The sequence below is a fragment of the Ruegeria sp. H9 genome (genome assembly GCF_056532915.1).
Genome location: NZ_JBQFNX010000001.1, coordinates 755,307 through 781,378, shown reverse-complemented (window position 1 = coordinate 781,378; position 26,072 = coordinate 755,307). Strand labels below are relative to the sequence as shown.

Annotated in this window: 24 protein-coding genes, 1 other RNA gene and 1 riboswitch; of the genes, 17 read left to right on the top strand and 8 right to left on the bottom strand. The window is 58.1% G+C overall.

Annotated elements, in window-relative coordinates; genetic code table 11:
- Window positions 1–45 precede the first annotated feature (45 nt).
- The 3 genes from ACR0CZ_RS03570 to rsgA all read left to right on the top strand — a co-directional run bounded on the left by ACR0CZ_RS03570 (window position 46) and on the right by rsgA (window position 3,233).
- Window positions 46–1,908: a bifunctional 2',3'-cyclic-nucleotide 2'-phosphodiesterase/3'-nucleotidase gene (locus tag ACR0CZ_RS03570; protein ID WP_170465534.1), complete on the top strand. Its 1,863-nt coding sequence runs from the start codon at window positions 46–48 to the stop codon at window positions 1,906–1,908.
- Window positions 1,909–1,946: 38 nt separating this feature from the next.
- An RNA gene (gene ffs, locus ACR0CZ_RS03565) (signal recognition particle sRNA small type) lies at window positions 1,947–2,045 on the top strand.
- Between the two features lie 159 nt (window positions 2,046–2,204).
- The gene (gene rsgA / locus ACR0CZ_RS03560) at window positions 2,205–3,233 is read left to right on the top strand and encodes a ribosome small subunit-dependent GTPase A (RefSeq protein WP_170398678.1); all 1,029 of its coding nucleotides are present in this window, start codon (window positions 2,205–2,207) and stop codon (window positions 3,231–3,233) included.
- Window positions 3,234–3,269: 36 nt separating this feature from the next.
- On the opposite strand, the gene ACR0CZ_RS03555 is transcribed toward rsgA, so the two are convergent.
- Window positions 3,270–4,127 (bottom strand): serine aminopeptidase domain-containing protein, encoded by an 858-nt coding sequence (locus tag ACR0CZ_RS03555; RefSeq protein WP_170398681.1) that lies wholly within the window; start codon window positions 4,125–4,127, stop codon window positions 3,270–3,272.
- Between the two features lie 121 nt (window positions 4,128–4,248).
- Window positions 4,249–4,469: riboswitch (cobalamin riboswitch) on the top strand.
- A 91-nt stretch (window positions 4,470–4,560) separates the two neighbouring features.
- Between ACR0CZ_RS03555 and ACR0CZ_RS03550 the strand changes: the two genes are divergently transcribed.
- A complete protein-coding gene (locus tag ACR0CZ_RS03550) occupies window positions 4,561–4,968 on the top strand; it encodes a hypothetical protein (protein WP_170398684.1) in 408 nt (135 codons plus the stop codon).
- A gap of 4 nt (window positions 4,969–4,972) precedes the next feature.
- Here the strand turns inward: ACR0CZ_RS03550 and ACR0CZ_RS03545 are convergent, their stop codons facing one another.
- Window positions 4,973–5,473 (bottom strand): phosphatase domain-containing protein, encoded by a 501-nt coding sequence (locus ACR0CZ_RS03545; protein WP_170398687.1) that lies wholly within the window; start codon window positions 5,471–5,473, stop codon window positions 4,973–4,975.
- Window positions 5,474–5,645: 172 nt separating this feature from the next.
- Between ACR0CZ_RS03545 and ACR0CZ_RS03540 the strand changes: the two genes are divergently transcribed.
- The 5 genes from ACR0CZ_RS03540 to ACR0CZ_RS03520 all read left to right on the top strand — a co-directional run bounded on the left by ACR0CZ_RS03540 (window position 5,646) and on the right by ACR0CZ_RS03520 (window position 9,888).
- The gene (locus ACR0CZ_RS03540; protein ID WP_170406564.1) at window positions 5,646–7,406 is read left to right on the top strand and encodes a DNA polymerase III subunit gamma/tau; all 1,761 of its coding nucleotides are present in this window, start codon (window positions 5,646–5,648) and stop codon (window positions 7,404–7,406) included.
- Window positions 7,407–7,641: 235 nt separating this feature from the next.
- Window positions 7,642–7,986: a YbaB/EbfC family nucleoid-associated protein gene (locus tag ACR0CZ_RS03535; protein ID WP_170398693.1), complete on the top strand. Its 345-nt coding sequence runs from the start codon at window positions 7,642–7,644 to the stop codon at window positions 7,984–7,986.
- Window positions 7,987–8,050: 64 nt separating this feature from the next.
- The gene (recR, locus tag ACR0CZ_RS03530; RefSeq protein ID WP_170398696.1) at window positions 8,051–8,644 is read left to right on the top strand and encodes a recombination mediator RecR; all 594 of its coding nucleotides are present in this window, start codon (window positions 8,051–8,053) and stop codon (window positions 8,642–8,644) included.
- 69 nt (window positions 8,645–8,713) lie between these two features.
- Window positions 8,714–9,295 (top strand): histidine phosphatase family protein, encoded by a 582-nt coding sequence (locus ACR0CZ_RS03525; protein ID WP_170398699.1) that lies wholly within the window; start codon window positions 8,714–8,716, stop codon window positions 9,293–9,295.
- A 104-nt stretch (window positions 9,296–9,399) separates the two neighbouring features.
- Window positions 9,400–9,888: a hypothetical protein gene (locus ACR0CZ_RS03520; protein ID WP_170465536.1), complete on the top strand. Its 489-nt coding sequence runs from the start codon at window positions 9,400–9,402 to the stop codon at window positions 9,886–9,888.
- Here ACR0CZ_RS03520 and ACR0CZ_RS03515 read toward each other — a convergent pair.
- Entirely contained in the window at window positions 9,885–10,514 is a 630-nt protein-coding gene (locus tag ACR0CZ_RS03515; protein ID WP_170398704.1) for a ribonuclease T2, read from the bottom strand. The genes ACR0CZ_RS03520 and ACR0CZ_RS03515 overlap by 4 nt on opposite strands.
- Before the next feature lie 130 nt (window positions 10,515–10,644).
- Here ACR0CZ_RS03515 and ACR0CZ_RS03510 point away from each other — a divergent pair, with 130 nt between their 5' ends.
- Both ACR0CZ_RS03510 and ACR0CZ_RS03505 read left to right on the top strand, forming a co-directional pair.
- Window positions 10,645–11,406 (top strand): DUF1013 domain-containing protein, encoded by a 762-nt coding sequence (locus ACR0CZ_RS03510; RefSeq protein WP_170398707.1) that lies wholly within the window; start codon window positions 10,645–10,647, stop codon window positions 11,404–11,406.
- 54 nt (window positions 11,407–11,460) lie between these two features.
- The gene (locus tag ACR0CZ_RS03505) at window positions 11,461–11,850 is read left to right on the top strand and encodes a hypothetical protein (RefSeq protein WP_170398710.1); all 390 of its coding nucleotides are present in this window, start codon (window positions 11,461–11,463) and stop codon (window positions 11,848–11,850) included.
- 42 nt (window positions 11,851–11,892) lie between these two features.
- On the opposite strand, the gene ACR0CZ_RS03500 is transcribed toward ACR0CZ_RS03505, so the two are convergent.
- Both ACR0CZ_RS03500 and ACR0CZ_RS03495 read right to left on the bottom strand, forming a co-directional pair.
- Entirely contained in the window at window positions 11,893–12,924 is a 1,032-nt protein-coding gene (locus ACR0CZ_RS03500; RefSeq protein ID WP_170398713.1) for a permease, read from the bottom strand.
- The gene (locus ACR0CZ_RS03495; RefSeq protein WP_170398716.1) at window positions 12,917–13,225 is read right to left on the bottom strand and encodes an ArsR/SmtB family transcription factor; all 309 of its coding nucleotides are present in this window, start codon (window positions 13,223–13,225) and stop codon (window positions 12,917–12,919) included. Before ACR0CZ_RS03495 ends, ACR0CZ_RS03500 begins: the two co-directional genes overlap by 8 nt.
- Before the next feature lie 146 nt (window positions 13,226–13,371).
- Between ACR0CZ_RS03495 and pdxR the strand changes: the two genes are divergently transcribed.
- The 5 genes from pdxR (at window position 13,372) to ACR0CZ_RS03470 (ending at window position 21,447) form a co-directional block, all read left to right on the top strand.
- Entirely contained in the window at window positions 13,372–14,832 is a 1,461-nt protein-coding gene (gene pdxR, locus ACR0CZ_RS03490; protein ID WP_170398719.1) for a MocR-like pyridoxine biosynthesis transcription factor PdxR, read from the top strand.
- 124 nt (window positions 14,833–14,956) lie between these two features.
- Window positions 14,957–16,732, top strand: coding sequence for a sulfoacetaldehyde acetyltransferase (gene xsc, locus ACR0CZ_RS03485; protein ID WP_170398722.1), 1,776 nt, complete (start codon window positions 14,957–14,959; stop codon window positions 16,730–16,732).
- 170 nt (window positions 16,733–16,902) lie between these two features.
- Window positions 16,903–19,719, top strand: coding sequence for a molybdopterin oxidoreductase family protein (locus ACR0CZ_RS03480; protein WP_170398725.1), 2,817 nt, complete (start codon window positions 16,903–16,905; stop codon window positions 19,717–19,719).
- A gap of 91 nt (window positions 19,720–19,810) precedes the next feature.
- A complete protein-coding gene (locus ACR0CZ_RS03475) occupies window positions 19,811–20,560 on the top strand; it encodes a 4Fe-4S dicluster domain-containing protein (RefSeq protein WP_170398728.1) in 750 nt (249 codons plus the stop codon).
- Window positions 20,560–21,447: a DmsC/YnfH family molybdoenzyme membrane anchor subunit gene (locus ACR0CZ_RS03470; RefSeq protein WP_170398731.1), complete on the top strand. Its 888-nt coding sequence runs from the start codon at window positions 20,560–20,562 to the stop codon at window positions 21,445–21,447. The genes ACR0CZ_RS03475 and ACR0CZ_RS03470 overlap by 1 nt, the downstream gene beginning before the upstream one ends.
- 133 nt (window positions 21,448–21,580) lie before the next feature.
- On the opposite strand, the gene dapA is transcribed toward ACR0CZ_RS03470, so the two are convergent.
- On the bottom strand, window positions 21,581–22,453 hold the full coding sequence (dapA, locus tag ACR0CZ_RS03465; protein WP_170398734.1) for a 4-hydroxy-tetrahydrodipicolinate synthase: 873 nt from the start codon (window positions 22,451–22,453) through the stop codon (window positions 21,581–21,583).
- 123 nt (window positions 22,454–22,576) lie between these two features.
- Between dapA and ACR0CZ_RS03460 the strand changes: the two genes are divergently transcribed.
- On the top strand, window positions 22,577–24,550 hold the full coding sequence (locus ACR0CZ_RS03460; protein ID WP_170398737.1) for a lytic transglycosylase domain-containing protein: 1,974 nt from the start codon (window positions 22,577–22,579) through the stop codon (window positions 24,548–24,550).
- Here ACR0CZ_RS03460 and ACR0CZ_RS03455 read toward each other — a convergent pair.
- Together ACR0CZ_RS03455 and mnmC2 are read right to left on the bottom strand one after the other, a co-directional pair.
- Entirely contained in the window at window positions 24,524–25,393 is an 870-nt protein-coding gene (locus ACR0CZ_RS03455) for a DMT family transporter (RefSeq protein WP_170398740.1), read from the bottom strand. The two genes, ACR0CZ_RS03460 and ACR0CZ_RS03455, sit on opposite strands and share 27 nt — an antisense overlap.
- Entirely contained in the window at window positions 25,390–26,055 is a 666-nt protein-coding gene (gene mnmC2, locus ACR0CZ_RS03450; protein WP_170398743.1) for a tRNA (5-methylaminomethyl-2-thiouridine)(34)-methyltransferase MnmC2, read from the bottom strand. Before mnmC2 ends, ACR0CZ_RS03455 begins: the two co-directional genes overlap by 4 nt.
- Between the last annotated feature and the right edge of the window lie 17 nt (window positions 26,056–26,072).

Genomic DNA, 26,072 nt, shown 5'->3' with positions numbered 1-26,072 from the left:
CACACTGACAGCTAGAAGTTGAAGATATTGAAATCAAAGCATTTAATGCGACAACGAAGAGATGCAGATGATGGCGCACGGATTCGAATCCTTGCAACATCCGATCTACACATGCACCTGACGTCATATGATTACTATTCGGATCGCCCCGAACCCGCGATTGGTTTGACCCGTACCGCCAGCCTGATTCACGAGGCGCGCAGACAGGCTGAACGCGATGACGCCCTTGTGCTGTTGCTTGACAATGGTGATAGCCTGCAGGGAACGCCATTTGGCAACTGGGCAGCTGAAAACGTGTCAGACGCCCATCCCCTGCCACGCGCGTTCAACACGTTGAACTATGACGCGATCGGATTGGGCAATCACGATTTCGGATTTGGGCTGGAACTCGTCAATCGCATCGCTCGCCAAACCGCCTGCCCAATGATTTGCAGCAATATGCAAACCACTCAGACCGAACAAGGTTGGGATGCACACACGATTCTGCATCGGGTTGTCAGACTAAATGGACAGGACACCGCAATCCGCATCGGGGTTCTTTCTGTTTTGCCCTCTCAAACCGCACAGTGGGAAGCACATCTGCTAACGGACCGGGTCGTGGTAACAGACATTCTGGCCGCTGCGCGGCGCGCTGCTGAAGATCTCAGCGTGCAAGGTTGCGACCTGATTGTCGCCCTTGCGCATACCGGACTGGGATCGGCAATGGCCGAGCCGGATATGGAAAACGCGATCATCCCGCTGGCCGAGATGCCGCTGATTGATGCCGTCGTCGCAGGCCACACCCATCTGACACTGCCCGGAAAGGCGCATGATGGTTATCCATTCGTCGACAGTACGCGGGGGCTTGTCCATGGAACGCCGGTTGTCATGCAGGGTTGGGCCGGGTCTCATCTTGGGATCATTGATCTGACACTGCAAAAAGATACCACCGGCGATTGGCGCATTACAGGCAGCCATGTCGAAGCGCGGGCAATCGCTCAATCGGGCACCGAAATACCCGAATGCCAAAGGATCACAGAGCTGTTTGCGACCGGCCACGCTGCGACGCGCAAAAGGGTGACCAGGCCAGTGGGCACAATCCCACACACGCTGCACAGCTACTTCACATATTGCGTACCGGATCGCGGTCTGGCCTTGGTTGCGGCGGCTCAGGCCGCTGCCCTACGCCCGCATTTGGTCGATACCGACTGGGCAGATTTGCCTATCATATCGTCAGCCGCCCCGGCAAAGTTCGGCGGGCGCGCAGGAAGCAAGTACTACACGGATATCCCCTCAGGCGAGATTTCAGTTCGACATATCGCCGATCTCAGTGTCTTTCCTAATGAATTGCGCGCGGTGCTGGCCTCAGGTTCTCAGATTCGGGACTGGCTTGAGATGTCAGCCGGGCTGTTCCATCAACTTGGATCAGACGCCCCGATCGATCTTGCCGATCCTCAGCGCACGGGCTTCAACTTCGATGTCCTGCATGGCGTCACCTACCAGATCGATCTTTCGCAACCGGCGCGGTTCGATACGCTCGGTCGAGTGATTGATCCGGCATTTTCCCGCATACGCAACCTGGAATTCGATGGGCAGCCGATTGCGCCTGACCAGAGTTTCCTTGTCGCCACCAATAACTACCGCGCCAATGGCGGTGGTCATTTTCCAATTGCGCGACAAGCCCGTATGATTGACCTGCCTCAGATCAGCATACAGGATATTCTATGCAAATACGTCGCTGGCACACTGCCCGCCGACCCACTTGCGCATGCACCGCGCCCCTTTTCTTTTGTACCAAACCAAAGGCAGGGCGCGATCCTGACAACGGGGCCGCGCGCGCTACACCATGTTGCAGAGCTTGCTGAGTATCATCCACGCATTCTGCCCGACGATGCGGATGGTTTCATGCGTATTCATCTGACCTTCTGACGGGTTGCCATTTTCAGGGGATGCACCTATATCGGCTCTGAGAGGTTGGCGCGGGCGAGCGCCTCGCCAACCTGGTCAGGTCCGGAAGGAAGCAGCCACAACGAGCCCCGCTTGGGTCGATGTCCAACCTCTCACTTAGAACCTATCAGCCGCAGGAGGGCGTTTATGATTGTAGCAAAAACCCTTCGGGCAGACCGGTTCTGATCCTTTCCGATCAACTGATTGCCTGAACACGTCGCCGGCGGATGCGCGATTGCCATTCGACAGGATTGCTGTTTCTGATCACAGGCAGACCAATGTTACTTTCCTTATCGGACCTCGGATGGTCCTCTCATTTCGCGGCTCAGCATACGGCTGATCCGTCACTTCTTCCGTATCGCATCTCGGCAGTACACCGGGATCGACTGATCGGGCTGAGCCCTGAAGGTGAATCGCCTTTGTTATCTCCGGATCAATCAACCGGTGCATATGCCGTCGGAGATTGGGTTCTGGTGGATGAAAACAAACGAATACGCCGTATGCTTGACCGGCGAAGCCAGCTTCAACGCCGAGCGGCAGGTACCGGAGCTGCAGCGCAGTTGATCGCTGCAAATGTAGACGTGCTGTTCATCGTCAGTTCCTGCAACGCCGATTTTAATCTGCCACGATTGGAGCGGTATCTTGCGCTGGCGCATCAGGCAGGCTGCTATCCGGTGGTCGTTCTGACCAAATCGGACATGTGCGATGATCCGAGCCTTTATGTAGATCAAGCCCAATCGCTCGCCCCGTTTCTGACGGTACTTGCGGTCAACGCGCTGGATCACGGCGATCTCGAACAAGTTCTGTCGTGGTGTCCGAAAGGACAAACCAGCGCCTTGCTTGGATCATCCGGCGTTGGGAAAACGACGCTCGCCAACGGGATGACGGGGCAGGATCAGGCCACCGCAGGTATCCGTGAAGATGATGCGCGCGGCAGGCACACAACAACTGCACGCGCCTTGCATCGCATGCGCAACGGCGGTTGGCTGATCGATACGCCCGGCATGCGCGCGTTACGTCTGCTAGATGCGCAAGAGGGGTTGGATGAGGTGTTCTCGGACATCTCAAACCTCAGCCTGAATTGCCGCTTCTCGGATTGTCAGCACGAGACCGAGCCCGGATGTGCGGTGCAGGCGGCAATCGACGCTGGTACGCTTGATCCCGCGCGGCTGGACCGCTGGCGCAAGCTGCGGCGCGAAGACCAACACAATTCCGCTTCGGTGGCGCAGGCCCGCGCCCGCGACAAGGCGTTCGGCAAGATGGTGCGCAGCGTGATGCACGAGAAAAAATCCCGTAAAGGGCTATAACGAAGCTGGGCAACGGCCTACCGGTGCCCAGCGCTATCAGGCGATCAGCCTAGGCCAGACTGCCGCATTCCGTCTTGCGAATGCACCGATATGGCCGATCTTGGATACTCCGAATTCGCTTGGTGCAAGCAGATGGCGCCCGGCTTTGGGTCCATGGAGATCGGCAAGACGCCAGACAGCATCCGGCGGCACCATTTCATCATCTGCGAAGGTAAACAGATCGACACGTTTGCCCAAGTCTTCCCAGCGGGCGACGGGCAGTGTCGTGCCGATCTCTGGCACATAGCTTTTGGGGGCGGTGCACCATTTGCGCCATTGCCAATAGACTTGGGCAGGCAGGTCCGATCCAAACCCGACCAACCGTCCGGGCAGGTAGCCAAGCGCCTTGACCACCAGCGGCGCGTGACCAAACCAGAACAACGCCGCCAAAGCGCGATAAGGCCAAGGGTGATCCGCCAGCGTTACCAGACCCGAACAGACACAGATCATCCTGTCAATCTGATCGATATCGGGTTGGATCGGGCCAAACATTCCGCCCAAGGAATGACCGATGCTCCATAGCTTGGCCTGCGGAAACCGTCGGCGCATCTCGGCCCGGGCGGATGGAATGTCGATCAACGCCCAATCGGCCATGGTGACATTTGACCGCTTTTGCGAACCCACCAAAGAGTGACCAAAATCCCGGTAATCGTAAGTCAGGCAGGCCATGCCCTGTTCTTCGGCGAGCCATCGGGCGAAGTACTGATAGTAATCCCTCGGCACCCCAGTCGCACCGTTTATGACGACCACCTTTTCGGGGTCGGCAACCGGACGGTAAAGCCGCGCCGACAACATTGCCGGGCCGGACGGGATTTGAAAATCCTCGGTCACAACCGCCTGCTGCGTGTCCAACATGGTGCCCTCCAATACCGACTGAACTGATCAGTTCACCCGAAGCGCCTCAAGTCAAGGTTGACGTGACTGGACCATACGTCACTTGCCTGACGCAATCTTCTTGACTCGGGCACGGCGCAGCCGCTAGCCATGTCGCGATGGTTCTCGCGCCCAATCGGGCCGGGATGAAAAGGGAACACGGTGCGGTTCTGCCCGGATAAATCCGGAAAGAACCTAGTCCGAGACTGCCCCCGCAACTGTAAGCGGAGAGCAATGCCGAGATACCACTGGCCTCGAAGGCTGGGAAGGTCGGCAAAGCGATGACCCGCAAGTCAGGAGACCTGCCATCGGATGTAGAACCGAAACTCGGGCGGGGTGTCCGGGACGGGTTTGATCGTGCTCCGCACGGACCAACCTGTACCACGCCCTCGCCCTGCGCGCGGAGGGCGCATTGATGATCTGGAAGACTAAAACGCACGAATTCGCGGCGACCGTGTGCCAACGTACTGGGGCAACCTGCCCCGCACTGGCGCAAATGGCGCGGGCTCTGACGCAGGCCATGTCCGCCACAAAACCGGTCACGAAATCTGAGTTTGAGATTGAAGGCACCATAGATCTGTCGCACTGCCCGGAAGGATGCACCGCCCGCTTTCGCGCCCAATGCGACCAGATACGTGTATTCTGCGGAACCGATCCTGAAATCGATACCGGCCGGCTGGATGACTACGCAGACATGATGTTCGGAACCGAGTACCGCAGCCTACCCGCACACCTGCTAAGGAATCCTCCTTGCGCCATGCTTGAGGCTTCGCTTCTGGTGCAGCACAACGGTGGCGAAATCTCGCCACATGTTGGTGTCTAAGCCGTCAAACGGCTTGAACACGGGCCGGTTCAACGGCCCAAAGCATCTGGGCATTTGTCTCGACTGCGCAAGGACGCACCGTACGCAATCGCTTCAATGCCGCCTCAGGCCGTTCACCGCATTCAACCATCAGACGCAGAACCACCATCCCGGATCGGCCACAGCCACCACGGCAATGCACTAGCACACGGCCACCACCTGACAACGCCTGACGTGCGGTCGCGCCAACGCGGGGCCAGCGGTCCAAAATCTCTTTGGGTGGCGTGCCAAAATCTTCGATCGGCAAATGCACCCATCTGCTGGCACGCCCCTGAATATCAGCGCCAAAATTCCGCGCACCATCCTGAATCATCTCGACCTCAGTGGTCATCGAGATCACAAGTCCCGGCTTCCAGTCTGCGATAAGATCAAGGTCTTCTGTATACGTTCCTCCACGCCCAGGCATCGAGGACAAGGCCAAGGTGCCTCCGCCAACCTGCAACGCATAAACCACCAGTTGCGACATAATCTCCCCCCAAACAAACTTCACCCAACAACATACTGGTCCAGTAAATAGAATAGAGTGGATTTTAGCCGCATACCCACGCATTCCAAAATGAAAATCGTCCCGGCCGGCTGTGGACGCGGGCGGCGGGGGCCTCTACGCTGCGGCGTAACGCGAATCCGACAGAGCAGACATGACCGAGACGCCCAGCCCCGCCTACCAGGTTCTTGCCCGCAAATACCGCCCCGAAACCTTTGCCGATCTAGTCGGTCAGGACGCCATGGTGCGCACTCTGAAAAACGCCTTCGAGGCGGACCGGATCGCGCAGGCCTTCATCATGACCGGCATCCGCGGTACCGGCAAGACGACGACCGCTCGGATCATAGCCAAGGGTATGAACTGCATCGGTCCCGATGGCAGCGGCGGCCCTACCACCGAACCCTGCGGTCAATGTGAACACTGCGTAGCCATCATGGAGGGCCGCCATGTCGATGTGATGGAGATGGACGCCGCCAGCCGCACCGGTGTCAATGACATCCGCGAGATCATCGACAGCGTCCGCTATCGCGCTGCATCCGCGCGCTACAAGATCTATATCATCGACGAGGTTCACATGCTGTCGACCAGCGCTTTCAACGCGCTGCTCAAGACGCTGGAAGAACCCCCCGAACACGTGAAGTTCATCTTTGCCACCACCGAGATTCGCAAGGTCCCGGTGACCGTCTTGTCCCGTTGCCAGCGCTTTGATCTGCGCCGGATCGAGCCGGAGGATATGATCGGACTGCTTCGCAAAATTGCAGGTGCCGAAGGGGCACAGATTGCCGAGGATGCGTTATCGTTGATCACCCGGGCCGCCGAGGGATCGGCGCGCGATGCGACCTCACTGCTGGATCAGGCGATCTCGCACGGGGCCGGTGAAACCAGCGCGGATCAGGTGCGCGCGATGCTGGGGCTGGCCGATCGGGGCCGGGTGCTGGATCTGATGGATATGATCCTGCGCGGCGATGCTGCAGGCGCGTTGACCGAGCTGAGCGGGCAATATGCCGAAGGGGCTGATCCACTCGCCGTCTTACGCGATCTGGCTGAAATCACGCATTGGGTTTCGGTGGTCAAGATCACCCCGGATGCCGCCGAAGATCCCACCGTTTCCCCCGACGAACGCGCCCGAGGTCAACAAATGGCCGAGGCTCTGCCCATGCGAGTCCTTACACGCATGTGGCAAATGCTGCTGAAAGCGCTCGAGGAAGTTTCCGCCGCACCCAACGCAATGATGGCTGCGGAAATGGCCGTGATCCGCCTGACCCATGTGGCCGACTTGCCTAGCCCGGAGGAGCTGATCAAGCGTCTGCAAGATACGCCTCCGCCGCCCAATGGTGGCCCCGGCAAGGGAATCGGTGCGCCGGGACATGCTCCTGCCGCGCCACAGGCTGTGGCCCGATCGGCCTATGCCGCATCGGGAATCGGCGGCAACGCAGGCGGGCCAACGGCCGCGCTGGCCCAGGATGTGCAGGCAGCGCTGGCACGCTATCCAACATTTGAACATGTGGTCGAACTGATCCGAGCCAACCGGGATGTGAAGTTGTTGGTCGAGGTCGAAAACGGCGTGCGTCTGGTATCCTACCAACCGGGCAGGATCGAGTTCGCCCCAACCGACAACGCCCCGACCGACCTGTCACAACGATTGGGCGCGTCGCTGCAGCGTTGGACGGGCAACCGGTGGGCCGTTTCTATTGTCGCTGAGGGCAACGCACCGACCATTGCCGAGGTACGGGACGCTGCAGACTTGGCACTGAAGGCCGAGGCTGAACAGCATCCTCTGGTGCAAGCAGTGCTGACTCATTTCCCGAAAGCGCGGATCAAGAGCATCGAAACCGCAGAACAACGCGCCGCTCAAGTCGAAACCGAAGCCCTGCCCGAGGTCGAAGACGAATGGGACCCGTTTGAAGAGGACTGACTTTCGAGCATAAGCGCACCTCAACCAAATGCTCCCGCACCCGCCACGGGCCATCGGCTGACGCCGATACCCCTGAGCGGCTTTGGGCCCGGCAGCCCGCCTTGCGCGCTGCCGGGCCCAACGGGAGGAAAGGTCTTGCCAAAGACCTTGACGACGGGCGGGAGTATCCTGACCTCTTGTGCCGCGCGGTTACGCTTCGTATCTAGGCCACAAATCGAGTGACAGGAGATTACCGATGCTAAAAGGTTTAGGCGGCCTGGGTGACATGGCCAAGATGATGAAATCCGCGCAGGATCTGCAGACCAAGATGACTGACATGCAGGAAGAGCTGAACACCATCATGGTTGTCGGCGAATCCGGTGCCGGGCTGGTCAAGGCCACCGCGACCGCCAAGGGCGAGTTGAAAGGTCTGGATATCGACCCGTCGATCTTTAACGGTGACGATAAGGAAGTAGTCGAAGACCTCATCCTCGCCGCGATCAAGGACGCCCAAACCAAGGCGCAGGAACGTTCGCAGGCAGAAATGGCCAAGCTGACCGAAAGCATGGGCCTGCCCGCAGACATCAAGCTGCCGTTCTGATACACCCTCCTGACGGATCTATGGCCGGGGCGTGTTTCCCTGGCCCAATTGCGAGGGTCTCACGGTGAGTTCGAACAGTGACATCGACAATCTGATCGACCTGATGGCCAAGCTGCCCGGTCTCGGCCCCCGCTCGGCCCGCCGCGCAGTCCTGCACCTGATCCGCAAACGCGCCCTGCTGCTGACGCCGCTTTCTGACGCCATGCAGCAGGTAGCCGTAACTGCCCGTGAATGCCTGAACTGCGGCAATGTGGGCACCACTGATATCTGCGACATCTGCAATGATGAGGCCCGCGCAACCGGAGAACTGTGCGTAGTCGAAGACGTCGCAGATCTTTGGGCGATGGAGCGCGCCGGGGTCTTCAAGGGCCGCTATCACGTTTTGGGCGGCACGTTGTCGGCTTTGGACGGAGTCGGCCCGGATGAATTGCGCATCCCCCGGTTGAAGGACCGGGTTGTGGCCGAGAGTATCACCGAGATCATCCTCGCCCTGAACGCCACCGTCGATGGTCAGACCACCGCCCACTACATCGCGGATCAGTTGGAGGGGCAGGTTCGTCTGACATCCCTGGCACAAGGTGTGCCGATTGGGGGCGAGTTGGACTATCTGGATGATGGGACGATTACGGCGGCTTTGCGGGCGAGGAAGGAAATCTGACAAAGTGTGTTCGGCATGCACTGTCAATCTACACTAGAAATTAGCTTGTGGGTAATTCAGGAAACCGCATTGACCAAGTACCCCGATCTGTTTGTCCTAAGACATGGCGAAACCGAGTGGAATACCTTGGGCAAGTTTCAAGGCCGCAAGAACTCTCCGCTAACGGAAACCGGTATCTATCAGGCGCGGCAGCAGCGGGAGATACTTGGCCGTATCCCCAACCACCCTAAACGCGTGTTCGTCAGCCCGCAGGAGCGGGCGCAACACACCGCAAGGCTGGCGATTGCACCCCAGTTTGATTTCGCAAACGATGACCGGTTAACGGAAATCGCATTTGGCCAATGGGAAGGCGCGACGCGGGAATTCATTCGGACTCAAATCGATTGCCCATACGAGTCCTATCATTGGTATTTTCGCAGCCCGGATGGCGAAAGCTTTGACGAGATCTATGAGAGGGTACAATCGTTCTTAGACGAGCAAGACGAATCCGCAATCGTGGTGACGCACGGGGTTACGTCACTGATATTGCGCGGGATTTGGCTGGGCCTTGGCATCAACGATCTGTTAAAACTTCCCAGGACCCAAGGATGTGTTTTTCGCCTGTCAAACGGCACCGAGACGATCTTGACCAAGACGGGTAGTTTGCAATGATCTTGGCGGATAAGTGTTTTTGGTGTCCTTTAGATTCAAATCTCAAATTAGCTTGAAAAACGAACAGAGTTAAATTCCACTGAGCGAAAGACTTGGAGCACATAATGACCCGCCTTCTCGCACTCACCTTAGCCGCCTTCGCCGCCACTGCCGCCCTGTCGCAGGAACTTATCGACAAAGGTTTTGTCGAAGGCTGGAACATCATGATGGACCCCAATCTTGGCAATGGGTGCCTGATACAAACCGTTTATCAAGACCTCTCGGTGGTGCGGCTAGGCTATGACGCGTTGGATAATCGCGGGTATTTCACAGTTTACAACAAGGCTTGGGGCGACATTAAACCGGGGGAACAATACCCAATCCGGTTTGAGCTGGACGGCAAGAGCTTTGATGCCACCGCCATCGGGTTCAAGCAGGATGGCGTGCCCGGCGCGACGGTGTTCTTTACGGACCGGAGTTTCGTCACCTCGATTGCGCAGAACAAGACCATGACCGTCTACAATCCAGAAGGTCAGACCGTCATGGCGATTGATCTGAAAGGCACCGCCAAAGCGCTGGATTATGCGCGCGACTGCCAGAACAAAAAGCTCTAACGAATCGGATCAAACACCGCGTCTTTAGCGGTGCAATCACGGATCACGTCGCGGCCACAGGGCACCGGGTCAAGATTGCGGGACAGGCATAGGCGGACTTCTTCGATATAGCCTTGCTTACAGGTGATGGTGATCATGTCAGGCTCGAGCGTGGGATTGGCCTTGAGAAAGGCCTCTTCCACCACCGAAGCGGGCAGTTTGACCGTCGCGTCCAGCTTGCGGAACACCTCGGGGCGCGCAACTCCTGCATAAGCCTGCCGCGACAGGGCGAAATAGTCGGGTGCACTGAGGCCCGAACAGGTGCCGTGCTTTTTCCATTGATGCCAGGCCAACCCGGATGAGCCCTGAATATCCTCCATTTCCCGCGTCATGCGGCGTGTGGGTGGCGCTTCGGACGTGCGACAATACGAAGGCCAACCCTGATGGAATTGCGGCCAGAGACCATGCAATATCCATCCGTGATCGTGTCGTGCGTTGCACTGATCCGATCCGCGCGCATCGCCTTCGCGGGCGCACCAATTGGGCGACCAGCTGAGCGACAGGACGTAGTAGTCGAACTCGCCCGCCTTTTCGCCCTCGGCCATCGCAGCCATGGCACTTAGCACCCACAAAATCGCCCAGCGCATTCGCCTCTTCCCTTCTTTAGCTGTCGCGACTATATAGGCCCCAAGTTCCCCGACAACGGAAACCTGCCCCATAGCTTCGGGGCCGCCGAATTCCGGCGACGGGACAGATGTATTTATAGGAGACGGGCTGATGGCAAAACCGCTTATGGCCAAGGCAACCGCCGTATGGCTGGTGGACAACACCACGATCAGCTTCAAGCAGATCGCGGATTTCGTAGGCATGCACGAGCTGGAAGTACAGGGTATTGCGGATGGTGATGTGGCTGCAGGTGTCAAAGGGTTTGACCCGATTGCCAACAACCAGCTGACTCAGGAAGAAATTGACACCGCGCAAAACAACCCGCTGCACAAGCTGAAGCTGAAATTCAATCCGGCGGCATCAGGCGAAGAGAAACGCCGTGGTCCGCGCTACACCCCGCTGTCCAAGCGTCAGGACCGTCCGAACTCGATCCTGTGGCTGGTCAAGTTCCACCCGGAACTCAGCGACGGCCAGATTGCCAAGCTGGTCGGCACCACCAAGCCGACCATCCAGTCGATCCGCGAGCGGACGCACTGGAACATCTCGAACATGCAGCCGATCGATCCGGTTGCCCTGGGACTGTGCAAACAATCCGAACTGGATGCCATCGTGCAAAAGGCCGCGGCCAAGAAAGCAGCCGAAGGTGGCGTGATGAGCGATGATGAGCGTCGCAAACTGGTCTCGACCGAACAGTCGCTTGAGATGGATTCAGCGCCCAAGATCCCGACCGCGATCGAAGGTCTCGAGACATTCTCGTTGTCCGAGGACACCAACGAGAAGGAAGACGAAGAGCCCATCGTCGATGCGGATAGCTTCTTCAACCTGCCCAAGGGTGGTGGTGATGAAGAAGACGAAGACGATCTGCGCCCCTGAGATGCGCATGGTCCCGGCCTCGAATAGCCGGGACCCGATTTTTTGGGTGATTTGATGCTAAAGGTTCTATCCTTATTCTTCGACGCGCATCGTGCCGTTTCAATCTATGTGTTCCTGAAATCCTGGTGGTTGGCCATTACAGGTGCCGTAGTGATGATCGCGATAGTCGCTGGCTTGCTGTTGCTGAATGACGACGGCAAGCACGAGCACGAGGCGTTTCTCACCGTCGCGGTTTTGTCGGCGACACCGATCAATGGCGATCTCAAGAACGGGGTCATTGCTTCGGTGCGCTTGCCGGATGGCTCAGCTGCATCAATCACTTCGACCGAAGGGCCGATTGCTCAGACAGTTGGAACCCAAGCCTGTATCGAGAAACGGGTTTTCGTTGAAAGTGGAGAGCCAAGGTATCGGTTCAAACTGCCACGATATTGCGAAGCGAGCTAGAAAAGCAAAACCGCCCGGTGGCTCAACCGGGCGGTTTTTTGTTTAGATCATTTGAAACAGGATGCCTGCTACGATGGCACCGCTGATGCCCAACCCCAGATAGGTGGCAAAGACGCGCGGTTTCACCAGTGACCACACGGCCGCCATCGCAGGTATCGAACTGACGGCGCCGGCCACCATGAACGACATCGCAGCACCCGCACTCATACCCTGCTCCATCAGACCCGCAAGAAGCGGTGGTGCGACGTAAGAGTTCAGATAGGCAGGCATTCCGACCAAGGCAGCGATGACAATTGGCACAACACCCTCACCACCAACAACCCGGGCGATCAGGTCTGCCGGAACATAGCTGACCAGCAGCGCCTCGAGCACGTAGGCGAACGCTAGCCATTTGAGCAAGAACAGACCGTTATGAACGAATTCGGCCCGAAAGCGCGTCCGACGGTCAGGGTCTTGCCAGAACTTCCAGACGGGTTTGTCATCTTGCTTTGGTCCGCAACCGCAGCAACCAGCGGGTTTGTATTCACGCAACGGCTGCGCAAAGGCACCTCCCCGCATCAGGGTGCGCACGGCAAACCCGCCGAACAAACCCAACGCGACAGCGGCAACCGCTTTACCAATTGCAAACGGCCAACCCAGCGCACCCGCAGTAATCAGCAACGTCGGGGGGTCGATCAACGGTGAACTGAGCCAGAATGCCATCACGGCCGACAATGGCGCACCCAGAGCCAGCAAACCTGCGATGAATGGGATCACTTCGCAGGAACAAAATGGGGCCAGCCCGCCAAACAACGCGGCCAGAAAGATCATCCGTGTCTCGCGACCCTCAAATGCACGGGCGACCATCACTTCGGCCCCAGTTGCCTTCAGGTATGATAGCAGCAGAACAGCAAACAGGATGTACTGGCCCGTATGCGCAAGCGCTTTGGCTGCAAAACTCACAACCTCGGTCCAGTTGCCCGGATCAAGAACGGCCACCAGCGCCAGTATGACCAAGATCAGAGCCCAGGGCGTTTTGATCAGGTCGATCAGGTTTCTGGCAAGTGGCTTGGGGTTTTGTGTTAGTTCAGCCATCGTTTGCGGCCTTTCCGATTTCGTCTGCGCAGCATTCACTAAGGATGAACTGCGCCAGGTTTCTCAATTCGTCAAAGCACGCGCGGTTGATCGTGCTACGCCCGATCTTCTCTTGCTCAACTACTCCGCCAGCAGCCAGAAACCGCAGATGATGCGCCAGAGTCGAGGGCGCGATTCCTGTCCTCGTTTGAATTTCTCCAACGGTCAGGCCTGCTTCCCCAGCACGAACCAAGGTCTTAAGAACCTTCAATCGGGCTTCCGAGCCCATGGCAGAGAAACCTGCGGCAGCTTCTTCCCACATCTTTTATCTCCATTAAACTAGATTTCTGGTTATTTAGTTTAATTCGTATCCTGCGTCAACCACACGTGTGCGTAAAACTCCCAACATGGTTCGCAGGGCCATAAGTCCAGATTGCCACCGCCTTAGGTCCAACCTATAACGATGCAATGGGTATTTCGGTCGACACATTCTTTTTGGAACGCAATGGGCAAGGCACCTTACAGGCGCAGCTGCAACAGCTGATTGCCGAAGGCATTCTGTCAGGACGCTTCCACGTCGGGGAAAAGCTGCCCTCGTCCCGTAAACTTGCTGCCCATTTGGGTGTCAGCCGGATTACGGTCACGCTTGCCTATACTGAACTGCTGGCCAATGATTACCTGACCGCCAAAGGCCGGTCGGGATACTATGTTTCAGAAAATGCGCCAGTGCCGCCGACCTACACGCCAGTGCGGCGCGACACCGAAGTGGTTGACTGGGATCAGGCGTTTGCTCGCCGTTTCTCGGGCGGTGATGTGCTGACAAAACCCAGCAACTGGCGTGACTACCGCTATCCCTTCATTTATGGCCAAGTCGACAGAAAGCTGTTCGATCATGCAAACTGGCGTCTCTGCGCGGTTCGGGCGTTGGGACATAAGGACTTTGATTCTCTGACCGGGGACTATGTCGATCAGGACGACCCGCTGCTGCTTGAATTCATCGCCCGGCATACTCTTCCCCGCCGTGGAATTGTAGCCCGGCCCGAAGAAATCTTGATCACCCTGGGCGCTCAGAACGCCCTTTGGCTGGCGTCTCGCATATTGCTGAACCGGAACCGTAGGGCAGCGATCGAGGACCCCTGCTATTACGCCCTGCGCGATCTTCTAATTCACTCGGAATGCAAGCTGTCTTATCTGAAGGTCGACCGGGACGGGTTGCCCCCGGAAACGATCCCAGATGATACCGACGTCATATTCACCACCCCCAGCCACCAGAGCCCGACAACCGCGACCATGCCGGTGGACCGCCGACATGCACTGCTGCGTCGTGCACGTGAACTTGACGCCATGATCGTCGAGGATGACTATGAATTCGAAATGTCATTTCTCGGGGCCCCGTCACCGGCGCTCAGGTCAATGGATCGCGATGGGCGGGTGATCTACGTGGGCAGCTTTTCCAAGTCGCTGTTTCCGGGTCTTCGATTGGGCTACATGGTCGGGTCCGAACCCTTTATCCGTGAAGCGCGCGCCCTGCGATCTCTGGTCTTGCGTCACCCTCCTGGCCACATGCAGCGAACCGCAGCCTACTTCCTATCGCTCGGCCACTATGATGCTCAGATCCGGCGCATGTCTAAAACGCTGCAACGCCGTCGCGAAGCGATTGAGGAGGCAATTGGACAATATGGTCTGACTGTTGCTGGGCGCGGGATGCTGGGCGGATCATCGATCTGGATGCAAGCGCCGCTGCATGTAGACACCAGCAAACTGGCCCGAGACCTGCAGCGCCAAAGCGTCCATATCGAACCGGGTGAGGCATTTTTTTCAAGCCAGAACAGGCCAAAGAACTTTTATCGGCTGGGCTACTCTTCAATCTCGTCGGATCGTATCGAACCGGGAATCCAACAGATTGCTGAAGCGATCCGGCGTTCTTAAGCACTCTGGACTTAAACCGCTACCGGTTCTGGCCCTAACGCCACAGACACCCGTGCGCCAAAACCGATCAGAAAACTGGGTGCAAAACCCCCGTTCCATCCTTCTATGATCGGAGACTACGCAGATGAAGATGACCACTGAAGAAGCCTTTGTAAAAACCCTGCAGATGCATGGCATCGAACATGCGTTCGGTATCATCGGCTCGGCCATGATGCCGATCTCTGACATCTTTGGCAAAGCAGGCATCACTTTCTGGGATTGTGCCCACGAAGGGTCCGGCGGCATGATGGCTGACGGCTACACCCGCGCAACCGGCAAGATGTCGATGATGATCGCCCAGAACGGCCCCGGCATCACCAACTTTGTGACCGCCGTCAAAACTGCCTATTGGAACCACACTCCGCTGCTGCTGGTCACTCCGCAGGCCGCAAACAAGACCATGGGTCAAGGTGGCTTCCAGGAAATGGAGCAGATGCGCATGTTCGCAGACTGCGTTTGCTACCAGGAAGAGGTGCGTGACCCCAGCCGTATGGCAGAGGTTCTGAGCCGCGTAATCATGAACGCCAAGCGCGCTTCGGCACCTGCGCAGATCAACGTTCCGCGCGACTTCTTCACTCAGGTGATCGACATCGAGCTGCCTGCTGTTGTTGAGTTTGAACTGCCTTCGGGTGGTGCATCGGCCGTATCCGAAGCTGCCGCTCTGCTGTCGAACGCAAAGAACCCCGTTATCCTGAACGGTGCAGGCACCGTTCTGTCGAAAGGCGGCATCGAAGCGTCGAAAGCACTGGCCGAGCGTCTGGACGCTCCGGTCTGCGTTGGCTACCAGCACAATGACGCTTTCCCCGGTTCGCACCCACTGTTCGCTGGCCCGCTGGGCTATAACGGCTCAAAAGCCGGTATGCAGCTGATCAAGGAAGCAGACGTTGTTCTGTGCCTCGGCACCCGCCTGAACCCGTTCTCGACCCTTCCAGGTTACGGCATGGAGTACTGGCCTGCAGATGCAAAGATCATTCAGGTCGACATCAACCCCGACCGCATTGGCCTGACCAAGAAGGTCTCGGTTGGTATCGTGGGCGATGCGGCGACCGTTGCCACCAGCATCCTGAACCAACTGTCCGACACAGCCGGTGACGAAGGCCGCGACGCGCGCAAGGCGAAAATCGCCGAAACCAAATCGCGTTGGGCGCAAGAACTGACCTCGATGGATCACGAGCAGGACGATCCGGGCACCACCTGGAACGAGCGCGCTCGCGCTGCCAAGCCGGACTGGCTGAGCCCGCGCAAAGCATGGCGCGCGATCCAGTCCGCGCTGCCGAAAGAGGCGATCATCTCGTCCGACATCGGCAACAACTGCGCCATCGGCAACGCCTATCCTTCGTTTGAAGAAGGCCGCAAGTATCTGGCCCCCGGCCTGTTCGGCCCCTGTGGCTATGGTCTGCCTTCGGTCATTGGCGCGAAGATCGGCTGCCCGGATGTACCGGTTGTCGGCTTCTCTGGCGACGGTGCCTTCGGCATTGCAGTCACCGAACTGACCGCCATCGGTCGCGAAGAATGGCCCGCCATCACTCAGGTTGTGTTCCGCAACTACCAGTGGGGTGCGGAAAAGCGCAACTCGACCCTGTGGTTCGATGACAACTTCGTCGGCACCGAGCTGGACACAAAAGTGTCCTATGCCGGCATCGCCAACGCCTGTGGCCTGAAAGGCGTCATCGCGCGCACTCAGGATGAACTGACAGCGGCGCTGAGCCAGGCGATCGAGGACCAGAAGAACGGCATCACCACCCTGATCGAAGCAATGATCAACCAGGAACTGGGTGAACCCTTCCGTCGCGACGCGATGAAGAAGCCGGTTGAGGTTGCAGGTATCGACGCAAGCGACATGCGTCTGCAGCAGGTTTGAATGCTGTCAAAAACATAAGTCGGACCGGGTTCAACCGGTCCGCTTAAAGAAAAGCAGAGGAAGGGGGTGCCTGCACTCTCTTCCTCTATATGGTTGAGCCCGGTGTGCTTACGCTCCAGTGTGTTCAACACGTACAGGTACCAAGGCGATCCGCCACAGGGAGAGACAGCGTGAATCAACAACCGAACCTCAACCTATCCCCACCCGTGTCAGACGAGATCCGCCGGACCACGTGCTATATGTGTGCCTGCCGCTGCGGTATCAACGTGCACATGAAGGATGGGAAGGTCGCCTATATCGAAGGCAATCGGGATCATCCGGTAAACAAGGGCGTTCTCTGCGCCAAAGGCAGCGCGGGGATTATGCAGGTGAACGCCCCGTCGCGCCTACGCGCACCGCTCAAACGCGTCGGCCCGCGTGGGTCTGGCGAGTTCGAAGAGATCAGTTGGGACGAGGCACTCGAGATCGCTGTCGGTTGGCTAAAACCGATCCGCGAAGACAACCCTGAGAAACTGGCCTTTTTCACCGGCCGTGATCAGAGCCAGAGCTTCACCAGTTTCTGGGCACAGAATTTCGGCACCTGTAACTATGCGGCCCATGGCGGGTTCTGTTCGGTCAACATGGCAGCCGGTGGCATCTACACGATGGGCGGTGCATTCTGGGAATTCGGTCAGCCCGACTGGGATCACACCAAGCTGTTCATGCTGTTCGGCGTTGCAGAAGACCACGACAGCAACCCGATTAAAATGGGCATCGGCAAGATCAAGGCGCGCGGTGCCCGGGTGATTGGGGTAAATCCGATCCGCTCGGGCTATAACGCCGTGGCAGATGATTGGGTCGGCATCACCCCCGGTACCGATGGCCTGTTCATCTTGTCGATGATCCATGTGCTGATGAAGGCAGGCAAAATCGATCTGGATTACCTAAGTCGCTACACCAACGCGCCGGTCCTGATCAACGCATCCGACGGTCCGGAAAAGGGTCTGTTCCTGAAAGACGATGACGGCAAGCCATTGGTCATCGACCGCAATACCGGCAAGCTGACTGCTTTCGACACCCCCGGCGTCCGCCCTGACCTATCAGCGACCTACGAAAAGGACGGTGTCACCCACCGCCCCGTCTTCCACCACATGGCAGAACGGTATCTGGCGGATGAATACGCCCCCGAGGCAATCGCAGAAAAATGCGGCGTACCAGCGACCCGCATTCGCGCGATTGCTGGCGAGCTCGCCCGTGTGGCCTTTGATGAAGCGTTCGAACTGGACCATGAATGGACCGATTTCCGGGGCGAGAAACACTCGAAGATGATTGGTCGCCCCGTCGCGATGCACTCGATGCGTGGTGTCTCAGCCCATGCCAATGGTTTCCAGACCTGCCGCGCCCTACATGTGTTGCAGATCCTGCTTGGAACGGTCGAAGTCCCCGGCGGCTTCCGCTTCAAGCCGCCCTACCCCAAGCCAGTTGAGGCGCATCCGACTCCGCATTGTAAGGTGACGCCGAATACACCGCTGGACGGGCCGCATCTGGGGTTTGTTCGCGGCCCCGAGCATCTGGCGCTGAAAGAAGACGGCAGCCCGGCGCGGATCGACAAAGCGTTTACATGGGAAAACCCGATGTCCAGCCACGGGCTGATGCACATGGTGATCTCGAATGCCCATGCAGGCGATCCCTACAAGATCGATACGTTGTTCATGTACATGGCAAACATGTCCTGGAATTCGACGATGAACACCAAGGGTGTCATGGACATGCTGACGGACAAGGATGAGAACGGCGACTACGTGATCCCGCATATCATCTATTCCGATGCTTATTCCTCGGAAATGGTGGCCTATGCCGACCTTATCCTGCCCGACACAACTTATCTGGAACGACACGACTGTATCTCGCTACTGGACCGCCCGATCTGCGAGGCCGAGGCAGCGGCAGACGCGATCCGCTGGCCGGTGATTGAACCCGACCGCGACGTACGCGGCTTCCAGTCGGTTCTGATTGATCTGGCCAACCGCATGGGCCTGCCCGGCTTTACCAACGATGATGGCAGCGCCAAGTGGACGGATTACGCCGACTATATCGTCAACCACGAACGCAAGCCGGGGATTGGACCGCTTGCCGGTTTCCGGGGCGAAAACGGCGACAAGGAAGGTCGTGGCGAGGTTAACCCCGACCAATTGAACCAATACATCGAGAATGGTGGCTTCTATGTCGCGCATATTCCCGAAGGTGCGGATTACTACAAACCTTGGAACACTGCCTATCAAGACTGGGCTGTGGGCATGGGTATCTATGACAGCCCACAGCCCTATCTATTCCAGCTCTATTCCGAGCCGATGCGTAAATTCCAACTGGCCGCCGAAGGCTACGGGGAACGCCAGCCCCCAGATCACCTGCGCGCGCAGATCCAAGATACAATGGACCCCCTGCCCATTTGGTACGAAACCGATCAGACCGGCAATGAAGGCTTCACCGTCAACGCTCTGACCCAGCGGCCAATGGCGATGTATCATAGTTGGGGCACACAAAACGCCTGGTTGCGTCAGCTGCATGGGCGCAACCCGCTATACGTCCCGACCAAGCTGATGCGTGAACACGGGCTGCAAGACGGCGATTGGGCCAAAGTCAGCTCTCCACATGGCGAGATCACGGTACCCGTCATGGAGATGGCTGCGCTGAACAACAATACCGTGTGGACTTGGAATGCCATCGGAAAGCGCAAAGGGGCCTGGGCCTTGCAGAAAGACGCCCCCGAGGCCACCAAGGGTTTCCTGCTCAACCACCTGATCCACGAGCTGCTGCCCCCCAAAGGTGACGGCCTGCGCTGGGCAAACTCTGATCCGATCACCGGTCAGGCCGCCTGGTTCGATCTGAAGGTAAAAATCGAAAAGGCCGCCGCTCCAAGCGATGCTGAAAGCCAGCCAGAATTCGCTCCAATCAAATCGCCGGTCGGGCAAGGGCCAAAGGATTTGGCCTGGAAGGTGGGCAAATGACCCGATCCGTTCTTCATCTGGCTATAAATATCTCGGGGTCTGGGGCAGAGCCCCAGCCCGCCCTGACCACAATCGCAGAGGCAAGGCAGTCATGACCCAGCTCCCCCAATCAACCGAACGCAAGATGGGTCTGGTCATTGATCTGGACACCTGCGTTGGCTGCCATGCCTGCGTCATTTCATGCAAAGGCTGGAACACCGAAAACTACGGCGCGCCACTGTCGGATCAGGATGCTTATGGTGCTGACCCTTCAGGCACCTTCCTGAACCGGGTGCACTCTTACGAGGTGCAACCCGCCGAAGGGCATGCCCAATTGATCCACTTCCCAAAATCCTGCCTGCATTGTGAAGACGCACCCTGCGTGACCGTCTGCCCCACCGGTGCCAGCTACAAGCGGGTCGAGGACGGAATCGTTCTGGTCAACGAAAATGACTGCATCGGCTGCGGCCTGTGCGCGTGGTCCTGCCCCTATGGCGCACGCGAACTGGATCAGGCCGAAGGCGTTATGAAGAAATGCACGCTTTGCGTCGATCGGATTTACAACGAGAACCTACCCGAGGTGGATCGTGTGCCCTCTTGTGTGCGCACCTGCCCGGCAGGTGCCCGACACTTTGGCGATCTCGGCGACCCTGGCAGTGATGTCAGCAAGCTGGTCGTCGAACGTGGCGGCATGGACCTGATGCCTGAACAGGGCACCAAACCCGTCAACAAGTACCTGCCGCCCCGACCCAAGGACAAAATTGAGGAGCAGATTGACATCCTAGCCCCTCTGCTGGCCCCGGTCGCCGAAGAGCCCAAGGGTTTCCTCGGCTGGCTCGACAAGACCCTGGAGAAGCTCTGATGCACCCGGCACCTTCCGTTATCATCTTTACCACCCTGTCCGGTCTCGGATTTGGACTCTTGTTCTTCCTGGGGCTCGGCATACCTGACGTCTCGGGCTGGGTCGCGTTTGTGTTTTTCGCAATTGCCTATGGCTTGTCCGTCGGCGGTTTGCTCGCGTCGACCTTCCACCTCGGCCACCCAGAGCGCGCCTGGAAAGCCTTCACACAGTGGCGCTCAAGCTGGCTCAGCCGCGAGGGCTGGTGCGCGGTCATCGCGCTGCTCGTCATGGGGCTCTATGCAATTGGTGCGGTCTTTCTAGGCCAACGCTGGGGTGTGCTGGGCTGGATCGGGGCGGCATTCTCGCTGGCCACGGTCTTCACCACATCGATGATCTACACGCAGCTCAAGACCATCCCACGCTGGAACATGAACCTGACACCAGCCATGTTCTTGTCGTTCAGCCTTGCAGGCGGGGCGTTGTTGGCCGGAGCAGAAGCGCTTGCCCCTTGGTTGCTGGCTATTGCCGGCGCTGTACAGCTTGCCTATTGGGCCAAGGGCGACGATGCGTTGTCCCGATCGGGAACCACGCTGGCAACCGCGACAGGGCTTGGTGAGCGAGGCGCTGTCCGCGCATTCGAACCACCCCATACAGGTACAAACTATCTGCTGCGTGAGTTTGTGCATGTGGTCGGTCGGAAGCATGCGCAGAAACTACGGATGATATCTTTTGGTCTGGCTTTTGTGCTGCCTTTACTGCTGCTTCTGATCCCTTTTGGCGGCGTTCTGATCAAGCATGTCTTTGCGCTTGTGGCGGTGTTGTCGCATGTCACCGGCGTTGCTGTTTCACGCTGGTTGTTCTTCGCGCAAGCAGAGCATGTGGTTGGGTTGTACTACGGCAAGCGTTGATGGGGGCTCTGCCCCCGTCGCGGCAAGCCGCGCCTCCCCCAAGGTATTTCTAGCCAGATGAAGTTTGGATCCCGAATTAAGAAAGGGCGGCGCTCGATCTTCGAGGCCGCCCTTACGAGTCCGTATATTGATTTCAGATTAATCCAGCATGCGCCATTGCTGCTTCGATCGCAGCTTTGGTGCTGTCTTCCAGCTCTGTCAAAGGCGAGCGCACTTCGGTGCTGCACAGGCCAAGTTTGCTGAGCGCGTATTTTGCGCCAACCAGACCGGGCTCGATGAAAATCGCTTCGTGCAGGGGCATCAGGCGGTCCTGATACTCAAGCGCCATTTTGTAGTCGCCATTCAGCGTTGCCTGCTGGAATTCAGCACAGAGCTTCGGAGCCACGTTTGCGGTGACCGAGATGCAGCCCACTCCGCCATGAGCGTTGAAGCCCAGTGCTGTGGCGTCTTCACCGGATAGCTGGCAGAAATCCGCACCACAGCTTGCACGCTGCTGGCTGACGCGCGCCAGATCTCCGGTCGCGTCCTTGACCCCGATGATGCGCGGCAGTTTCGCCAGCTCACCCATCGTTGCAGGAGTCATGTCGATGACCGAACGACCCGGGATGTTGTAGATGATGATCGGGATATCGGCACTGTCATGCAGAGTTTGGAAATGCGCCAGCAGCCCCTTCTGGGTCGGCTTGTTGTAATAGGGGGTTACGACCAGCGCCGCATCCGCACCGATTTTTTGCGCAAACTGAACAAACCGAATTGCCTCGACAGTATTGTTGGAGCCCGCGCCTGCGATGACAGGCACGCGACCTGCTGCAGCCTTCACCACTTCGGCGATAACCGTTTCATGTTCTTCATGGCTGAGGGTCGGGCTTTCGCCGGTCGTACCAACCGGAACCAGACCGGTCGAACCTTGCTGTATTTGCCATTCCACCAGGTGTTTGAGCGTTTCCAGGTCCAACGCGCCGTTGCTGAACGGGGTGACCAGGGCTGGCATTGAGCCTTTAAACATGGAACGCTCCTTAGGTGTTTTTTGCGCACCGGTCTGTCACGATTAAGGGTTTGTGAGTTGATCCCGGCGGCGCAAGGTTTATCCTGCATGGCTGTATCCTTGGTTTGTTGGGGAATGCAAGGGATGAGACGTATTCTGTCGCTTGGAATAGCGATGATTCTGGCGCTGATGCTACAGCCGCATGCCACTCGTGCGGATGCGACGCAGGATTTGCGTGCGGGGCTCTATGAGATGCGCAAGGGCGATTGGAATGCCGCGCTGCGCGTGGCAGGCCAGCGTGGATCGGTGGCGCGTGACATTATTGTCTGGCATTGGCTACGCGAAGGTTTTGGTAGCTCGGGCGATGTGCTGGTGTTTCTTGAGCGGCGCCCGGATTGGCCCGGTTTGGCCTGGCTGCGCCGTAAAAGCGAGCCATCATTCACCGGGGCCGATCCGAATCGAGTTCTGAAATTCTACGAAGGGATGCCTCCGCAAACAGCAGAAGGTGCTTTGAATTATGCCGTGGCTTTGAAAAGCCAAGGCCGCAATGGTGAAGCAGAAGCCGACGTCGTAACCGCTTGGCGGACCATGCCGATGGGGTCGGGCCTGCAAAAGGATTATCTTGAGAACTTCGGGAAACTTCTGAGACCACATCACGAGGCCAGGTTGGATCGGATGTTGTGGGATGGGCATCTGGTCAGCGCCGGGCGGATGCTGCCCCTGGTCATCTCTGATCAGCGCAAACTGGCCGAGGCGCGCATTGCCCTGCAAAAGCGCGAAAACGGAGTGGACGGCAAAGTCGCCGCAGTGCCGGAATCACTGGCCAAAGACCCTGGCCTGGCATTTGATCGTTTCGTGTGGCGGGATCGCAAAGAACTGGACGACAGCGCCATTGATCTGATGTTGGCACGCTCGACCGGACCAAAATCGCTGGGTGAACCCGACAAATGGGCGGAAGGGCGACGCAGACTGGCACGTCTTGAGATGCGCACGGGAGATGCCGAACGCGCCTATGCGATTGCCGCCAATCACCACATGACCCCCGAAATGGGCTATGGCTACGCTGATTTAGAGTGGCTCTCGGGATATCTGGCGCTGCGCAAGCTGAATGATCCGGCCACGGCGGTGCGGCATTTCCAGAATTTCTCGGAGGCGGTGCAATCGCCGATTTCGAAGGGTCGAGGTGGATATTGGCTGGGCCGCGCCTATGCGGCGCAGGGGGATGCTGACAAGGCGCACGAGGCTTATGCCGAAGGCGCGAACTATCAGACCTCGTTCTACGGGTTGCTGGCGGCGGAACAAATCGGCCGTCCGTTTGACAGCGAATTGGCCAACCCACGCCGCGCGCCGCATTGGAAACAAGCCGCATTCGCTGACTCAAGCGTGTTGGAGGCTGGATTGCTGTTGCAGCGCGCAGGAGAGGGAAACCTTTCAGAACGGTTTCTGACCCATTTGGTGGAAGGTCTCGATCAAACCCAAGCCGCTCAGCTGGGTGACCTGGTGATCGAACTGAACGAACCGCATCTGGCCGTCATGATCGCCAAGCGCGCGGCAACAACCGGTGTTGTTTTGCCTGCCGCTTATTACCCAGTGCACCCGGTCGCAGATATGGGACTTCCCATGGCGAAGGAAATGACACTGGCAATTGCCCGACGCGAAAGTGAGTTCGATCCGGTAGTCATCAGTGGCGCAGGCGCGCGCGGTTTGATGCAGGTCATGCCCGCTACCGCCAAACTTGTGGCTCAGGATTTGGGTATTCTGGGTGGCCATAAAACCGCGCGCCTAACCTCGGACTGGCAATATAACGCAAAGCTGGGGGCGAATTATCTTGCAACGCTTGCAGAGGATTTCAACGGCAATGTCGTGATGATGGCCGCTGGATATAACGCGGGGCCAAGACGGCCGATTTCGTGGATGGAACGCTATGGCGACCCGCGCCGGGGCCAGGTGGACGTGATCGACTGGATTGAGACCATTCCTTTCAAGGAGACGCGCAACTATGTCATGCGTGTCGCCGAAAGCCTGCCGGTCTATCGCGCTCGGCTTGGACAGCCAGCTTTACCAGTGCCATTCTCAAAGGAACTAACCGGTTCAACCCTTTCGTCGTTCGCGCCATAAGGTGAACAGGCCCGCCGCGATCACCAAAGCTGCGCCCAGAACAACCTCGGGGCGCAGGGTTTCGTGGAAGATCGTGATGCCGAGAATTGCGCTCCACATCAGATGGAAATAGGCAAAGGGTTGCACGGCGCTGGCCTCGGCCATTTCGTAGCACTTAATCAATAGCCAGTGTCCCAGAGCGCCTGCGATGCAAAGCAACCCCATCCAAAACCAATCGCTGCTGGCCATGGGTTCCCAAAACCAGACACCGACAGCAGTCATTGCGACTGCACCAGCCACCCCAGTCCAGAAAAAACTGGTCGCGGTACTGTCCCGCCGAGCCGCATACCGTGTCAGCAGGCCATAAATCGCGAACATAAACGCCGAGATCAGCGGGATCACAGCCCAAGGGTTGAACACACCGGCACCGGGCTGCAGGATGATCAACACCCCGATGCAGCCGACCCCGATGGCGGCCCAGCGACGCCAGCCGACTTTCTCACCCAGAACCGGGCCGCTGAGAGCAGCGATCAACAGCGGATAGCTGATGAAAACGGCCTGGCTTTCAATCAAGCCCAGAATGGTAAAGCTGAAAACGGCGACACAAATTTCTGCGGCCAGTAACACACCCCGGAATATCTGGAGTCCCAACTGGCTGGTTTGCGCCGCCGCCCGCAAACCTCCGCTGGATCTCGCAGCCAGGGCAATCACGAATGCGGCAAAGAACCAGTACCGGATCATCACCACCATATACGTATTGTAAGTACCGGCCAGATGGCGCGAAATCCCATCCTGCAAAGCAAACACGATCGTCGCGCTGACCATAAGCGCTATACCGGCGTTGACGTTGTTCTTCTGGCTCATTGCTTCACCGCCCGGGTCATGTGCCGTTTACGGCCAAAGCCGGGTCTGCGGGTAACATCAAAACCTGCGTCGGATAGACCCCGACGCACGAAACCCGCGGCAGTATAGGTTGCCGCTGTACCGCCTTGGATCGTGCGCTCCGCCACCTGCTGCATCAGGTCAGCCCCCCACAGCTCGGGGTTTTTTGCGGGTGAGAAGCCATCCAGAAACCACGCATCTGCCTCACCTGCCCATGTGGGCAAGGTCTGGCGCGCGTCTCCGACCATGACCTCAAGATGCAACGTGTCCAGCACGCATTTCTGCCCATTCCATGTTTTCAGAAAGCGATCGGCCCACGGTGTCATCTCGGGGAAGGCGGCTAAAGCACGCGCCATATCGTCAGGCGCCATCGGAAAGGCCTCGAAGCTGGTGAACCGTAAAGGTGTAGTCTGCCCTGCTGCTTCCCACGCCGACCACGCGGTCAACAGATTCAGGCCGGTGCCAAAGCCTAGTTCAGCGATGTGAAACCCCGGTACAAAGCGCGTTGGCAGATCGTTGCCTGCCAGAAACACATGACGCGTTTCCTCTAACCCGTTCTGCAACGAGTAATAGGGGTCATCGAACCGATCCGAGACCGGGATCTGGTCTTCCGTCCAAGTAAGTTCGGCACGCTGGTCTGCCATCGGGGAATCCTGTAGCT

What these genes read in the sequence shown, in the direction of transcription:
- ACR0CZ_RS03570 (WP_170465534.1), top strand. Translation starts at nt 46, where the DNA reads ATGCGACAACGAAGAGATGCAGATGATGGCGCACGGATTCGAATCCTT.
- rsgA (WP_170398678.1), top strand. Translation starts at nt 2,205, where the DNA reads ATGTTACTTTCCTTATCGGACCTCGGATGGTCCTCTCATTTCGCGGCT.
- ACR0CZ_RS03555 (WP_170398681.1), bottom strand. Translation starts at nt 4,127, where the DNA reads ATGTTGGACACGCAGCAGGCGGTTGTGACCGAGGATTTTCAAATCCCG.
- ACR0CZ_RS03550 (WP_170398684.1), top strand. Translation starts at nt 4,561, where the DNA reads ATGATCTGGAAGACTAAAACGCACGAATTCGCGGCGACCGTGTGCCAA.
- ACR0CZ_RS03545 (WP_170398687.1), bottom strand. Translation starts at nt 5,473, where the DNA reads ATGTCGCAACTGGTGGTTTATGCGTTGCAGGTTGGCGGAGGCACCTTG.
- ACR0CZ_RS03540 (WP_170406564.1), top strand. Translation starts at nt 5,646, where the DNA reads ATGACCGAGACGCCCAGCCCCGCCTACCAGGTTCTTGCCCGCAAATAC.
- ACR0CZ_RS03535 (WP_170398693.1), top strand. Translation starts at nt 7,642, where the DNA reads ATGCTAAAAGGTTTAGGCGGCCTGGGTGACATGGCCAAGATGATGAAA.
- ACR0CZ_RS03520 (WP_170465536.1), top strand. Translation starts at nt 9,400, where the DNA reads ATGACCCGCCTTCTCGCACTCACCTTAGCCGCCTTCGCCGCCACTGCC.
- ACR0CZ_RS03515 (WP_170398704.1), bottom strand. Translation starts at nt 10,514, where the DNA reads ATGCGCTGGGCGATTTTGTGGGTGCTAAGTGCCATGGCTGCGATGGCC.
- ACR0CZ_RS03510 (WP_170398707.1), top strand. Translation starts at nt 10,645, where the DNA reads ATGGCAAAACCGCTTATGGCCAAGGCAACCGCCGTATGGCTGGTGGAC.
- ACR0CZ_RS03505 (WP_170398710.1), top strand. Translation starts at nt 11,461, where the DNA reads ATGCTAAAGGTTCTATCCTTATTCTTCGACGCGCATCGTGCCGTTTCA.
- ACR0CZ_RS03500 (WP_170398713.1), bottom strand. Translation starts at nt 12,924, where the DNA reads ATGGCTGAACTAACACAAAACCCCAAGCCACTTGCCAGAAACCTGATC.
- ACR0CZ_RS03495 (WP_170398716.1), bottom strand. Translation starts at nt 13,225, where the DNA reads ATGTGGGAAGAAGCTGCCGCAGGTTTCTCTGCCATGGGCTCGGAAGCC.
- pdxR (WP_170398719.1), top strand. Translation starts at nt 13,372, where the DNA reads ATGGGTATTTCGGTCGACACATTCTTTTTGGAACGCAATGGGCAAGGC.
- xsc (WP_170398722.1), top strand. Translation starts at nt 14,957, where the DNA reads ATGAAGATGACCACTGAAGAAGCCTTTGTAAAAACCCTGCAGATGCAT.
- ACR0CZ_RS03475 (WP_170398728.1), top strand. Translation starts at nt 19,811, where the DNA reads ATGACCCAGCTCCCCCAATCAACCGAACGCAAGATGGGTCTGGTCATT.
- ACR0CZ_RS03470 (WP_170398731.1), top strand. Translation starts at nt 20,560, where the DNA reads ATGCACCCGGCACCTTCCGTTATCATCTTTACCACCCTGTCCGGTCTC.
- dapA (WP_170398734.1), bottom strand. Translation starts at nt 22,453, where the DNA reads ATGTTTAAAGGCTCAATGCCAGCCCTGGTCACCCCGTTCAGCAACGGC.
- ACR0CZ_RS03460 (WP_170398737.1), top strand. Translation starts at nt 22,577, where the DNA reads ATGAGACGTATTCTGTCGCTTGGAATAGCGATGATTCTGGCGCTGATG.
- ACR0CZ_RS03455 (WP_170398740.1), bottom strand. Translation starts at nt 25,393, where the DNA reads ATGAGCCAGAAGAACAACGTCAACGCCGGTATAGCGCTTATGGTCAGC.
- mnmC2 (WP_170398743.1), bottom strand. Translation starts at nt 26,055, where the DNA reads ATGGCAGACCAGCGTGCCGAACTTACTTGGACGGAAGACCAGATCCCG.